The sequence below is a fragment of the Paenibacillus sp. BAC0078 genome (assembly GCF_054483875.1).
Genome location: NZ_JBTLRW010000012.1, coordinates 144,529 through 159,307, shown reverse-complemented (window position 1 = coordinate 159,307; position 14,779 = coordinate 144,529). Strand labels below are relative to the sequence as shown.

At 55.9% G+C, this 14,779-nt stretch carries 6 protein-coding genes; all 6 read left to right on the top strand.

The features are described 5' to 3' along the window. Positions 1-9 precede the first annotated feature (9 nt). The 6 genes from ACX1DY_RS21365 to ACX1DY_RS21340 all read left to right on the top strand — a co-directional run bounded on the left by ACX1DY_RS21365 (position 10) and on the right by ACX1DY_RS21340 (position 14,079). Positions 10-3,399 (top strand): tubulin-like doman-containing protein, encoded by a 3,390-nt coding sequence (locus ACX1DY_RS21365; RefSeq protein WP_458966217.1) that lies wholly within the window; start codon positions 10-12, stop codon positions 3,397-3,399. Between the two features lie 4 nt (positions 3,400-3,403). Continuing rightward, on the top strand, positions 3,404-5,839 hold the full coding sequence (locus tag ACX1DY_RS21360) for a transcription initiation factor TFIID (protein WP_458966216.1): 2,436 nt from the start codon (positions 3,404-3,406) through the stop codon (positions 5,837-5,839). A gap of 1,123 nt (positions 5,840-6,962) precedes the next feature. Next, a complete protein-coding gene (locus ACX1DY_RS21355; protein WP_458966215.1) occupies positions 6,963-8,237 on the top strand; it encodes a vWA domain-containing protein in 1,275 nt (424 codons plus the stop codon). A gap of 298 nt (positions 8,238-8,535) precedes the next feature. Next, positions 8,536-9,171: a beta-mannanase gene (locus tag ACX1DY_RS21350; protein ID WP_458966214.1), complete on the top strand. Its 636-nt coding sequence runs from the start codon at positions 8,536-8,538 to the stop codon at positions 9,169-9,171. A 472-nt stretch (positions 9,172-9,643) separates the two neighbouring features. Beyond that, on the top strand, positions 9,644-10,906 hold the full coding sequence (locus ACX1DY_RS21345) for a TRAFAC clade GTPase domain-containing protein (RefSeq protein ID WP_458966213.1): 1,263 nt from the start codon (positions 9,644-9,646) through the stop codon (positions 10,904-10,906). Beyond that, a complete protein-coding gene (locus ACX1DY_RS21340) occupies positions 10,903-14,079 on the top strand; it encodes a GAP1-N2 domain-containing protein (RefSeq protein ID WP_458966212.1) in 3,177 nt (1,058 codons plus the stop codon). Before ACX1DY_RS21345 ends, ACX1DY_RS21340 begins: the two co-directional genes overlap by 4 nt. Positions 14,080-14,779 lie beyond the last annotated feature (700 nt).

Here is a 14,779-nt window from a genome sequence, read left to right as displayed (position 1 = left end):
GGAGCACTTATGAAACCGGTAGTAAGAGAGCATATTCAGCAGCTCGACGTATCGCTTGGCGGAGGAATCGTCAGCGACAAAATCAGAGTAGACACTATTGACAACCCGATCCTCATCATCGGCCTTGGCGGCACAGGTATCGACGCCCTGCTGCGTCTGAAATACCAGATTAACCGCCGCTTCAAGCTGCCTGAAGACCCGCTGTCCAAGAAGAAGCGGGATAAGCCGGACAACGTGGAATTTCTGGCGTTCGAGACCAATGAACAGGACCGCGGCAAAAAATACAAAGGCATCGGCCTCGACCCGCAGAATGAATTCGTGCTGCTGGCCAACGCCGAGATCGGAGGACTGCTGCAGAACCGCAGCATTCTCGACCCTTATATCACGGAATGGTTGTCGCCGGAGCTGAGCATTACGGATGGCATGAACGGAGCCGCCGGGGTGCGCCAGGCCGGTCGTCTGCTGCTGTTCACGAAGATCAACCAAGTCGTAGCAGCCATCGATAAGAAAATTAAGACGCTGTCTGTCGGAACCAGCAAGAAGCTGATGGTGTTCCTGCTTACCGGCCTGTCGGGCGGAACGGGCAGCGGTACTTTTCTGGATATCGCATATATTGTGCGCGGGATTATTGAACGGGACTACGGCTCAGCCGGTATCGACCGCGTGAACACACTCGGTTATCTGTTCACGCCGGATGTGAATCTGGCGAACAAGAGCCTCAGCGAGCATACCCGCGAATATATCCGCAAGAACGGGTACGCAGCACTTAAAGAGCTGGATTACTGGATGAATGTGGACAGCCGGGGCGAGCGTTTCCGCCAGCAGTATGGCAATATTTTGACTGTCAATTCGCCTCTGCCTCCGTTCAATCTGTGCCATCTGATCTCTGCGACCAATACCGAAGGCAAGCTGCTGGAGAGCGCCTATGACTACTGCATGAATGTGACGGCGGAGAACATCACGAACTTCATGGCCAGCGAGGAAAAGCAGTCGGGCGAGGAATTCGCCATTCATGACTATATCAGCAACATCCGCACCAACATTGCGCAGATGAACAAGACGTATCCTGCCAATTATGAATACAACATTATCGGTGCTTCGTCGGCAGTGCTGCCGATTGAGGAAATGACTACTTATCTGGCGTTCCGCCTGTTCGACAAGATGGATAAGATGTTCCGGCAGGCTCCGGGGCAGGAGGATGTGGAAAAGCTGGCGCGCAAGCTCGGCATTGATCTCGACAGCATGATCAAGACCTTTGAAGCCCGCGTACCGGAGCCGCTGCCCGGCTATGAGAACAGCGAGCGCCTGAACCACGGCAATGTCATCAAGCATCAGGTGGTGGACATGGATACGGAGCTGGAGCAGAACTTTCTGGCTCGAGCGCGTGAGGAATACATCAAGTCCAAGAAGCAATTGCCCGGTGAGATTACGGGCCGCTTCGGTGAAGAACTGGAGCGCATCTTCCTTCATCCCGAGCAGGGGCCGTTCTATGTGTCGCGGCTGCTCTATACCGAGAAAGGCTTCTGTATCCTGAAGCTGATCCAGTCTTACATCGAGGCGCTGCGCGAGAGCCTGCTGCGTCTGCCGCGCGACATCGAGGCGGCGCAGGACAGCGCACAGGAGAAGCTGGGCGATGCGCGGAGCGCTTTTGTCTCCAAAGAGAAGAAGAAGAATGCCTACATTGAAGCCAAGATTAATGAATACTGGCTGCATGCCGATGTGGAACGCACAGAGCAGATGATCGAATTCTATGAGGATTTGTTCGAGCTGCTGAACGAAGAGAACAGCCGGATTTACGGCGTATTTACGGAGATTCTCAGCGCGCTCAGCACAATTTTCGAGAAGAATGGCGATATTCTGATCAATGGCGAGGAGCAGGCTGACCATAAAGGCAACAAAACCTATTACTGGAACATTGTCAATGTGCCGGATATTGCCTCCACCATCTCCAAGGTGATGGACCAGAAGGATGGCGATGACCTGATCCGTGATTTCACCCGGGAGATGCTGAAGCATTCCGGGCGCTGGGTCAGAGAGCAGGAGATTGACATTGTACGCTCGATCTCCGAATTCCTGAGCGACAAGTTCGGCGATCTGATTACCCGTTCCATGGAGGAGTTCCTGGTCATGAAATACGGCCGCGAGGAGCCGCTGGACAAGTTCGTGGAGCGGATTATCGCCGGACGGCTGGATGAGGATGCAGTGCCGATTTTCCACTTAAGCAACAGCTCTGGCAGTCTGCACTTCCCGTCCTGGGGCTTCGTTTCCGTGCCGGTCAAAGCGCCGGGCATCCTGAAGGGAATCCGCAATTACCAGAACAACGCGCTGGGCAAATCCCAGTTCACCATTAAGGAGAGCGAAGTGAAGAACCGGATTTTCTGGCTCAATACGCGCAACGGTGTGCCGTTGTTCGTGTACACGCCGCTTCGCGTGTTCGAGGAGAATTATGAACGGACCATTCTGGACAAGGAAGGAATTGGCCGCCATCTGGTGATGACCGACAAGGACAACTGGACGTACCTGCCGTCTCCGATTCCTGAGAAATCCTGGGGCGATACCTATGTTAACCCCCGTGTCCGTGAGTACAATGCCAGAGTGCGGGCGGATTTTGCCAGAGCGCTGGAGAGCGGAGTCATTGTCGAGAAGGGCGTCGATGAAAATACGAGCAGCCGGTTCTCGGTTGTCTTCACGAAGCCGTTCGATGTGGACAAAATGCTCAGCGGCTATGATCTGCAGCTCGGCATGCCGCGTCCAAATCTCGGGGAAGTGAAAAAAGCCGCCGATGAGCTGAAGTCGCTGCGGACAAACGGACTGGAGCGCGAAGGAGTTAAAGATATCTTTGGCAGCATTAACAAGGACCTGGCCCAGGAAAATCTGATCCGTTCGCCGCAACTGATTACACGCGTCCGTGAGGAGCTGGCTAAATACGATGCCCTAAGTGCCAAGGCAACTGAGCTTGAGGGACTTCTGCATCAATACCTGGACGAAGACAAGTGGCTCGACCAGTTTATTGAGGCGCTGTACACCGATACCATCACCAAAAAGGGTGCGCTCTACGTCTATGACCGTGACGAGGACGAGGATGCCTGGGAGCCTTTTGCCAATTTAATGAAGGAACGCAGCTATGTAGAGTTTGCTGTCTACCGCCATTTCCGCGGGCTGGATGAGAAAAGCCGCAGCCTCTTGCTGCGCAAGGCGGCCCGCCGGGCCGGGGAAATGACCGCTGCCGAGGATGTCACTCCGCTGCTGTATAAGCTGGAAGGACTTTATGTCTCCTTCCTGGAAGCGCGCGACAGCCTGGAATATGAGCGGGTGGAGCATGCGGACGGCGATGAAATGTACAGCTTCTACAAGAGCCTGACCGGCAAACTCGGCAGCATCCGCAGAAAGCTGAAGTAATCCGATGATCAAGGCACAGGCGTTACATTATGCAGAACAATTTGCGGTGCAGGAAGAAGCGCAGCGCAGCAAGGGTGATGGCCGCAGCAGCATCCATTACCCGGCGCTGTTCCTGTTCCTTGGTGAGAAGGTGGCCCCGGCCATCGGTCCGGTGCTGGAGTGCTGCGAGCGGAAATGGGATAACGCCGGCGGTGTAATGGCACTGCATGCTGCCCCGCTCGCCGGAACGGGCCATGCTGGCGGCGAAAGCCAGACTCAGGCTGGAAATGCTGGTGACTTGAGCCGGGGGCAGTCCGAAGGCCGAAGAGAGCGGGTCATGGGCATGGACCTGCCGGTAACGGCGGGGCGCGATCCCCGTACAGTCCGCCAGGATGTCTACCGCGAGTTTCATGAAGATAGCCGCTTTCTGGCCGGAATGAACCGGAGCCTGCGGCGGCTCGGCAACAGCATAGCGGATTATGGACGGCTGTATTCCTCCTTCGATGTGATCCATCTCTCCATCATTACGCGGGTCGATGACCCGCTTAATGTGCTGCTGCCGGAGGTTGCCCTGCTTGCCCGCGCCGTGCTCAGCCAGTCGTTCAAGTCGGTGCAGACCGACCTGTACGCGCTGATTAACGAGCGTGAGCAGGGGGACAACTTCGGGTATTCCAGCTCGGTAGGGCTAGCTTTTCTGCGTGAGTTGGACGGGATGCAGCAGTCGGAGTATACCTTCAGCGCCCCGCTGCTGGTGACGGAGGATGGGCTGTCCATTCCGGTGTCGCATGGCCCTTCCACGCTGTTCGATCTTGTCTATTTGCTCTCGGACAAGAACGAACGGGGCATGATGTCCGCTCATGGCATGGACGATAACTATGAGATTATCGCCCACATCAGCCTGCTTAAGAACCGTGTCCGTCCAGTCACTGATACGGCTACGGGACATGGCGGCTATAACAATATGACCTTCAAAAGCGGCATCCGGGGCAGCACCGGAAGGCAGGGTTACGCTTCCGCCGGATTCTCGGCGGTGCGCAGACCGAACCGGCAAATCGCGCTGGCGGTGCTGTACCATGCTTTTCATTATTTGGCCGCTGAGCTGCAAGCGGGCGGAGGAATTAGTCTGCGCGAACGGCAGGCGCTGTTTGGCCTTGCGCCGGAGTCTCTGCGTGACCGGGCGGCTGCCCTGCTGCCGGATGAAGCGGGAATTGCGGAGATGACCGGGCTGATGAGCCACGGCCGTCCTTCCTTTAACGAGCTGAAGCCGCTGTCGCTGCGCGAAGCGGAGGAGCTGCTCTTCGGTGACGGCGGGCAGGCCTATTTCCGCAGCAATTTCGCGGATGTATCCGCAGGGCGGGCTGCGGAGGTTCATCCTGCCCGCGAGTGGGCCGCTGTGCTGGCGGCTCAGGAGAAGGCGGTTCCGCCGCTGACGTTCTATCAGCTGGCGGAATGGACCGCCGAGCAGGCAGGCGGGGGAAGTGTGCTGCATGCGCTGCGCCAGCATATGGCCGGGCTGCGCTCGGCCATTCTCACCGCGCAGGAGGAGCTGGAGCAGCTCTACGCGGAGAGCGTGGAGCGCCAGCCGTTCCAGCGTGTGCCGTTGCTGGACAAACGGACGGTGCGCAATTTCATTCATTATTTGTTCGAGGCTGTATATGGCAAGAAATACGAGCTGCTGCGCCTGGAGAGTGAGCTGGCATTATGCCAGCGCTACGATGCGGCGCTGGAGCAGCTGCACATTGAGAGCAAAGCCAAGGTGCAGATGATGGAGGAGCTGGAGCAGGAGCTTCAGCGCCTGGCGCTTGCCGGCATTGGACGCGCAAGCGGGACGGTGGACCAGAACATTATGGAGTACTACCGGACCGTTACGGAAGAGGTCATGCGGGATATAGAAGCCCGGCGCGGCCCAGGCATCTTCTTCAGCGACCGCTTCCTGGGCAGCGCCTCGGAGCTGCTCCGGCAGGGCGGCCCGGCGGCAGTCGAACGCCTGATTGAGCTTTGCCGCCGTGAGCTGCTTACGGCAGAGGCATTCGCGCTGCCCTTCGAGGAGGAGCTGCTGCGGCGCGCGAATGTTGCGGCTGCTTACGAGAACCGCGAAATCCTCTCCAAGGAGGAGCTGTTCAAGCGGCTATACCGCAGTCTGGAGGAGGAGGCGAGCATCAACGTCCGCCTGCTCGAATACACACAGGAGCACCGCCATGAGGAGAAATATTTCTTCGGCGACAGCAACTCCGAATTCCTGCGCTATGCTCTCGGCGCGGATGAGACAACGCGCATCTACCGGCTCGGCTTCGTGCACGAGCAGCGTAGAAGCGGGGTCGAGAAGCTGAACCTGATGGGCGGCTTCCATCTGGAGGATCTGCTCTATTACCGCAACGGCAAGGTCTACTATGAGACCTATGCCGCCAGCGGCTATCGGCTGCACGGCGTAGCCGAGGAGCAGCTGCCGAAGCTGGGGTAGCCGCGGAAGCGGCGGGCGGAGCTGGAATGCCGCAGAAGGGCAGTTGGCTGTGGCACTCTGCTGCTGCGACAGCGGCCCCCGATTGCCGCAAGCTGGCATTCTACTGTAAAAAGTACAACAGAACGAGACAATACTGCTGCAAAATCGCATTCTGTTGTAAAAAGCACAATAGAACGAGATGATACTGCTGCGAAATTACATTCTGCTGTAAAAAGTACAATAGAATGAGACAATACTGCTGCAAAAAGTACATTCTGCTGTAAAAAGTACAATAGAATGAGACAATACTGCTGCAAAATTGCATTCTGCTGTAAAAAGTACAATAGAACGAGACAATACTGCTACAAAAGTACATTCTGCTGTAAAAAGTACAACAGAACGCGACAATACTGCTGCAAAATTTCATTCTGCTGTAAAAAGTACAATAGAACACGACAATATTGCTTCGCCCCGGCAATCTGCTGCATTTTGTACAGCAGAATTCGGCAGATTGTCGGGAATGTGGCTTTTATGATTTATTCTGCTGACAGGAAGTGCAATAGAATAGAAATAGATCGCTTTTTGAAGCCAATCTATCCTGAAATAACGATGTCCGAACAGAGGACATTGTTATGGAAGCCTCGAATTTGGCGAAGCCAAATTGAGGGCCTTCTATGAAATTTCATCGTCTGAAGTGCCGCGAAAGAGCGGCATGGCTGTCTAATGTATGAAATACAACAGAATGACACTGGGGCTGCGTTCGGTGTTATTGTGCTGCTTTTAACACTGGAGCCACCGTAACCGCTGCACCGATGCCGTAACTGCACTATTTGCAATAACTACCCAGGCAAATTTCGGCGTGAAAATGGCGGCTAGCAGCACTAGAGCTTTTCTAGTTCAACCTATTGAGTAAAGATGGCAAGTGGATTAGCTGATCCGAGAGCACCATTCTCAGAATTGGATTCTGCAGACAGCTTTCCGCCAAGTATAGGGCTTGGCTAACCTGGTGGCCACATGAACGAATTACATTCACTAAACTTGCTGCCTGCCTTGACCGAATGGATGAAAAGTGGGCCTCACCAGCTGCGTGCTTCGGATAATAGGCCCATTTTAAATAAATTTCTCCCGGAAAGGATGAATACCGATGCAGCGAAAAATTAATCTGCTCCTGCTCATCTTCAGTCTATTGGGCGGCGGAGTTGCTTTTGTTCTCGGCGAGCTGCTGCTGGACCAAAGGCCTTATGATCTGCCGTCGATTGTGCTGGTGGGCATTTATTTTGCCATTGTGGCGCTTGGAGTTGGGCTTGGCTGCCTGCTGGCGGAGATGATCTCCCCAAGACTGAACGGGTGGTCGTGGAAGCAGCGTTATTTGGGGTGGTCGTGGAAGCTGCTGCCCCTGATGCTGGTAATGCTGTTCGCGGTTGGCACACTGATGGAGTTCGTGTATGAGCTCAATTTCGGCGGGGCAAGACCGGTAAAAGATGTTGTAATGGTCATTGATGACTCCGGCAGCATGAAGCAGAGCGATCCGGGCAACAGCCGATATACGGCTGCGGAAGCGCTGGTCCAGCGGATGGATGAAGACAATCAGACGGCTGTGGTTACCTTCAACCATGACGCAACGGTAGTCCAGCCGCTGGTTTCGCTCTCAAGCTCCGCTAACCGCGAGAAGGTGCTGTCTGTAATCCGCAGCTTGCAAACAACCGAAGGCGGTACAAACATCAGCGGAGCGCTTACCGAAGCTATGGGTGTAATTAACAGTGACAACAAGGCCGGGCGGGGAGCAATGGTAATCCTGCTGTCTGACGGCTTCAGTGAATTTGATACTTCAAAGGAATTGACGGAGTATGTGAACCGTGGAATTGCTGTGAACACCATCGGCCTTGCGCTGGATGATCCGTCGGGCTCCACTTTGCTGCGGGATATCGCGGCTACAACCGGCGGACAGTATTATGATGTGACGGATGCGAACCGTCTTGGAGTTGTCTTCCAGCAAATTTATGACCGCTTGGGCGACCGCAGCTTGCTTACTGTGCGCAGCGATTCAACGGCGGATAGCCCGTATTATGCGGGAGTGCGGATTTTGGCGCTGCTGCTAGTCGGTACTGCGCTTGGTATTGGACTGGGCATTGTGTTTGACAACCGCCATCTGGCCCGGAGCTTTGGCATCGGTGGCGCGGTTTCCGGCCTGTTCGCCGGACTGATTCTCGAGTTTGGCCTGGACGGCCATTCCTTCGGGGACGCGATGACCCGTCTGCTGGCACTGCTTGTGCTGGCGGCCATTATCTCCTTGTTTACTTTTGTGGTGCCGGTGGGAGAAGGGCGTCTTTCCCGCAAAAGAGGAAGAAACGCAGACGTGTCCGTGTCATCTGAGGGATTCCAATCCCCGCGCAGAAACCGTGGCAGTAAAGGATTTTGAAGCTGAATGGCTTTGAAGCTATATCAGTTGAACTAAAGAAAATATAAAAAGGGCAGAAGCGACGGAGGGGAAGTTTGGATACTTACGGAGCGAATGCGTCCGCCTTTGTCAGCGGATTTCCACCGCGAAGAGCGGTATAAATCGGGAAATCTGCAGACAACAGCGGTCGGAAGTCCAAACATTCCCCGTAGTTACGACCAGACCCCAATGTGGAAATTTATAGTTTAACTTAATATAGCCGACCGTGAAGTTAAGGCAAAAATGAAAGTGAAGCAGAAAGCGAAAGGAGCATGCAGTCATGAGGTACGCCGAGGTTGATCCTTCCGCACCGGCAATTACGGAGGTAGTCTCCCGGGTGGAGGACCGGTTCTGTACGCTACGATGGCGCTGGCCGGATGGCGTGCAGGCGGTATGCATTCACAAAGCTTCCGCAGAAGCGCCGGATAGCGGAGAACTTCCGCCTTCCGGCATGAAGCTCTATACCCGCGAGGAGTACAAAGCGAATAACGGGTACCGTGATCGGCTGGATGACATCGGTTTGGTGGAGTATACGGTATATGCCCGGCTTGCCGATAACGGGGAGACGGTGCTGGTACGCCAGCTTGATGGTGCGAACCGGACGCTGGTCAGCGCGGGCAAGGCAAGAATTTATTATTCGGTCCAGCAGAAAAAAGGGCTGTTCGGCAAACAAAAAACAGTACATATGACGATCACGGCCGAAGTGCCGGTATCGAAGGAGGTACTGTGCTACGTGAAAAAACGGGGCGGTCATCCGGCGTCCAAGGAGGATGGCGTGCTTTTTCCGTTCGTTCAGGATTTTGCTGCCGGACGCAATGTCCTGCCGCCGATTGAAATCGGCAAGGAGGATTCGGTGCGGATCTTTTTCACCGACGGCCGCAAGTACGGATTATATTATGAACTGGTGCCGGAGTGACCGGTCATCGGGGCAATGCTGCGCTGGTGTGACAGGGGAACGTAACGGGTGGCCGTGCTGGTTGGCTCAGTTAATGCACGTTGCCATCTAAGGAGCTGACGGACTTAACTGCACTTCATACAGCTAAAAGTGGCCGATTTATCCAAAACTAACCTTTAATTGTACTTTGTACATCTATATTTTGGAATTGACCCCAAATTAGCCGTTTTGCCCCTAGTTAGCTGCAGGAAATACAGTTAAGCGGGCGGCGGCAAGCAGGAGCGTTAATATAGCTGTACAAAGTGCAGTTATAGCTATGCAGCGGGCTGGACGCAGGAACAGGACGGCATGAGGCCGACGGAGTGTTCAGCACAAATATGAATTCGCAGAAGCGGATCTTCCGCAAAACTTAGCGAATGCTTCCGAGGCGAGTTTTGTTCGAAGCAAATTCAAGGGAGCAGACGCTCACACAAAACTTTCAGGAGGACAAGAGATGTCTTTTTTTAGCCGGTTTATGAAGAAGAATCAGGCGCAGCCGCGGCCGCTTTTTTACGATATTGTCTGTCCGTACTGCTTCACCCGGTTCGGGCCTGACGATGTGGTCTTTCGGGCCATGCACAGCCGTGAGGATGATGAGAATTATGCGCTGGGCGAAGACGATGCGCTGAACAAATACCGTGAGCGCTTCGGCCTGGATACGGTTGACGATATGGAAGCCATACTGAATCCGGCGGATATTCCGGAGGAGTACCACCATTATACGGATCACGTGCTGACCGGACTTACCGACCGCTATGGTGTGCTTACGCGCAGACGGCTCTGTCCGTCCTGCCATAACGAGCTGCCCGTGACCGCGGGCAAGGTTCCGAGCAATATTATCTCGATCATCGGCGCTTCCCAGGTCGGGAAGTCGGTGTATATGACCTCGCTGATTCATACGCTGCAGCATACGACGGCGGGGCATTTTGACGCAGCCTGCATGCCGCTGAATGCCGAGATCAGCCGCAAGTTCCGCACGCTGTACGAAGAACCGCTGTTCGAGCGGGGGGATCTGCTGGCCTCGACGCAGAAGGAGAAGATGCAGGAGCCGTTTATTTTTCAATTTGTGTTCAAGGATGAGTCCAAGCCGCCGTTGACACTGGTGTTCTTCGATGTGGCCGGTGAGGGAATGGTCGATCAGGACTACCTCGGGCTGCACGGCCAGCATATCCAGAACTCCGCGGGTATCCTGTTCATGGTCGATCCGCTGCAGATCCGCTCGATCCGCGAGAAAATCCGCATTAATATCGGTGACCGTCCGGGTGAATGGGTCTCGCAGTATGACGAGCCGCGCGACGTGGTGCTGACCCTGTTCGGCGATTTCATCGCCTACCAGGAGAAGAGCAAAACCGAGATTCCAACGGCAGTTGTGCTGACCAAAAGCGATATGCTGCATTCGCTCAAGGATGAGGACGGCGATTACATCAAGTCCAACAGCAATGTGTTCAACAACTATGTGCACCGCAACACGCTTAATCTGGACGAGTTCCATAATATCGACGGCGAAATCCGCCGTTTTATTGAGAAGGTGGACCGTCCGTTCAAGGATACGATGGATGTGTATTTTGCGAACACGGGGTATTTTGCCGTTTCCGCGCTGGGCAGCAATCCGGTGAATCAGCGGATAGAGGGCGTAGTCAGCCCGATCCGTGTGGACGAGCCTTTCATCTGGCTGCTGCACAAGCTGAGCTATATTGAGGGGAGCGACGGGCCGTGAACAGATTTTCAGGGTCCAAGATTACCCAGCAGATGTATACCCGGGAGCGCCGTGGCGTGTATCGGGGGACAGAAGGCTTCGATACTGTAGCGAAGTCGGAGAGTCTGGACAATAATTTTGTCAAAAAAATTCTGCATCCGTTCTGTCTTTACGATGCTCCGGCAGAGCTTACGGCGCGCGGAGAGAAGAATGAGGAGCTGTATCCTGCCGCGCTGCATCTGTTCCATACGGAATCGGGCGAGACGGTGCTTGGACAGAGCCGTTATCTGGCGGCGGATTTCACGGGGCAGCGCAGCGCTTTTTTTGCCCATAACTTTGTAGTGCCGCCAATTCGTTCGGAGGAGATTCTGGAGAGCTACCGGGCCTATCTGCATGCTGATTTTGCTGAAAACTATGCTGGAGAGCTGGGCGGAACTCTGCCTGAGTTAGCGGATATCCCTACAGTAGAGCAGGGGCAGAATGCTGATCCGCAAAGAACCCTGCGTACGCTCGGATTTACGGAAGACTTGTTCAAGGCACTGCTACAAGCGGCGATGTCTTCGGTGGCAGGCAAGAAAAAAATATATGTATCACTGGATGTACCGGTAACGGAGCTGTCCCGGAGTGCGGTGGAACTGACGGAGGTTCTTTTCGCAGCTTTGCCTTACGATTTCCGCCGCAGGCTGGGTGTAATTACTTACGCTAATGAGCCGAAAAGCCGCAAATATATCCATTTGACCTTTGTCGAAAAAGGCTCAATCCGTCCTAGCGACCGCAGCATCGAGAAGGATTTTGTGTTCGATCTGGCTTCGGGCCGGGTCCTGAACACGGACTTTGGCGACTCGCGTCAGCCGTATGCCGAGCTGGCCTGGAAGGCACTGCAGCAGCCGGGACGCGGCCTTGAGGATTTCGCCAGATTCGCTGATTCGCTGTTGACCGACGAGGGCCTGGACCGCAAGCTGTCGCTTGCCGTGTACAACGAGCTGGCGGTATTTTATGAGATTGAGCAGGGCAATGAGAGCCTGTACACAGAGAATAAGCAGGCAGTGCTGGGCGGACTGTTGTCCTACCTGAAGCCGGAGGGGGCGCTTACGTCCCGTGTGCGGCTGAACGATATGTTCCTGGAGCGCTTCGACCGCGAATATGATCTGATCCGCCAGAAAGGCATTCCGGTGCCGGAGATTCTGGAGCAGTTTGTGGAGTATTTTACGCTGAGGGGCCATAATTACCGGGTCAAAATTGTCGATTATTTCATCAACGGGATGCTGAATGCCCAGGCTGCAGGCCGTGAAGATGCACTGTCAGCGGCTTACGGCATTATCGAGAGCAATGATGAGTTAAGCGCGTCCTTCTTCAAAAGAGTGCTGGCCCAGACATACTTCCGCAAAGCGCTGCTGGAGCCTTATATGGAGCTTCGGCTGTCGGCGGCGGCAAAGTCGGCTGAGGTTCTGCGGTTTGTGGCTCATTGGGGCAGATTTCTACCGGAGGCGCTGCAGCAGTCGTTTGTCCGCGATACCGTAAAGGATTACCTGCTGGAGAAGCTGCGGCAGGAGAGTGATCCGGTGGCGGCGGTGGCGGCGATCCACGAGTCGGTGGACAAGGCCGAAAAAGAGCGCCGCAGAGGCAGCGGGCTCTATCCCGAAGCTATGCTCTTGCTCGAGGAGCTGGAAACGGCGGCGGACCGCTTCCTGCTGAGCCGGGTGTCTTTGGACGAGCTGACACAGGAGCAGCTGCTGGAGATTTCTTTTTTACGCTATCGGGACATTGCTGATTGGCAGCCGCCTCTGGATTCAATTACCCGGCAAAAGATGGGCGCCCTCCGGGCCGCTTACCGCTGGTTTGGGGAGGAGAACCCGACTGAGGAGATTTTTGCCGGACTGTCACCCCGGGAGCTGGATGATGTGCAGCTGCTCGGACGGCGCTGGCTGAAGGAGTCGCGCAGCATCGAGCCGTTCGAACGTCTGCCGCTGGCTTTTTATCACAGCAGTGACCGTAAGGACGGGCCGCTGGATTATGACACGCTTTTGGAGCTGGTGAAGCGCAAGGCGGGGAATGACAAAGAGAAGGTGTACCGTTTTCTGGCCTGGTCACAGGGCAATCCTCTATTTTCTATATCGAGTAAGAAGCTATGGCCGGGCTACCGGCGGGCAATTCTGAAATATTTCACGAGCAGTGACCGCGAGGCGTTCAAAAACCGGGATTTCCGCAAAAGCTATGTCTCCGCCGCAGGTCCGGCGCTGCAAAATGTCTATAACGAAGCGCGCTCCCAGTTGGCTTCGCCGCTGGCGCGGTGGGTCAGCCGCAGCCGATTTCAAATCCTGATCTCTGGCTGCGTCATAGGTGTCCTGCTGATTGCTGCGATCATCACAATCAGCATGCTCCGGCCGGACAGCCCGGACACTGCCCTGCCGGCGAACAGCGCGCTGCCAAGCGCCACGAACGGGGCCGGCGGGCTGCCTCCCGCCACCGTCCGGCTTGGCAGCGGGGCAAACGGCGGCAGCCTGGTGTTCACCTTTGCCGCTGCCGCCGACTGCTCCGCCTTCCATCCGGCGGAGATCAGCGTAGTGTCCTCCGGCAATGTGACGGAGGACTACAAGGTCAAGGCGACGACTGGCAGCTGCCAGGTCGCCTCGCCGGAGGCGGCTGCTGGTGATGCAGCCGCAGGGGGTGACGGCGCCGCAGGAGCGGGCGCCGGGTCCAAGGGCGGCGCGCAAGCGAGCGCGCCTGCCAAAGGTGCGGATGCCGGTGCTGCATCCGCAGGGGTTGACGGCGCCGCAGGAGCGGTCGCCGGGTCCAAGGGCGGCGCGCAAGCGAGCGCGCCTGCCAAAGGCGCGGATGCCGCTGCCGCATCCGCAGGTGCTGACGGCGCGAACGAAGGCGCCGTGAACGAAGAGGCCGCGGGCGGGAACGCCGGCGCGGCCACGCCTTCACCTGCGGCGGGTGACACCGCGCAGGGAAGCCCGGGAGCCTCGGGAGCGGTGCCGGAGGCATCCGCATACGAGGTGACGGTGCAGCTGGAGGCCGGCGCGAAGCTGGCCGCCGGCGACGTGATCAAGGCAGGGGAGTACACGCTAACCCTGCAGCCGGCATTGGGTGCTGTAACAGACAGCACACCGAGCGCCGGGGCGGATGCTTCTCCAGCCGCCGAACCTTCGCCCACGGCGAGCCCAAGTCCGGGTAAGAAAGCCAAATAAAGCGCAGCAGCTTGGGATAAGCGCTGAGCACATGATCCTGAACAGCACGGTAAGCCGGGTTAGCGGCACGTGTTGTTCAGGATTTTTTGCATGTATTCCGGTAACCAGCCGCCAGAAGTAGCGTACCCCAGCTCAACAGCAGCTATAGCTCTCCTGCCAAGTGCGACCTGCCTCCCATCACCACTCATCCACCAACGAACGCTTACCTTACCCACAGTAGATCGACTTCCACAAATACTAGCAGAGGCTCAACTCAGCTCAATTTCCGGCTCCAGCGCATCTTTGCTAATTTTCGAATGCAGCTCATGAGCGCTAAGTGGATTTTCTCCCACTAATTCAAGTAACAACAAAGATATTTCAGTATTAAGTGGAAAAAAGTAAACTAATCGGGCATATTTCGTCCTCTGGTGGGGAGAAGCGCTGTTTTAGTGATACTTTTTCCACCTATTTTCCCCCTGGAGACAGTGCTGGAGGAATTAGTGTACTTTTTTCCACCTATTTCTGCCGGCCGAGCCGCTTGCCTATCGCCCTGCACGTGCCGCTGCCCATTATGCCCCGATCCGCAACCCCCGCAACTCCCGCAACTCCCGCTATTCCCGCTACCCCGCAACCCCCGCTATTCCCGCTAGTCCAGCTACCCCCGTTACTCCCCGCGCCACTTACCACCACTCCCATCCCGCCGCGGCGATGAAACAGCTTT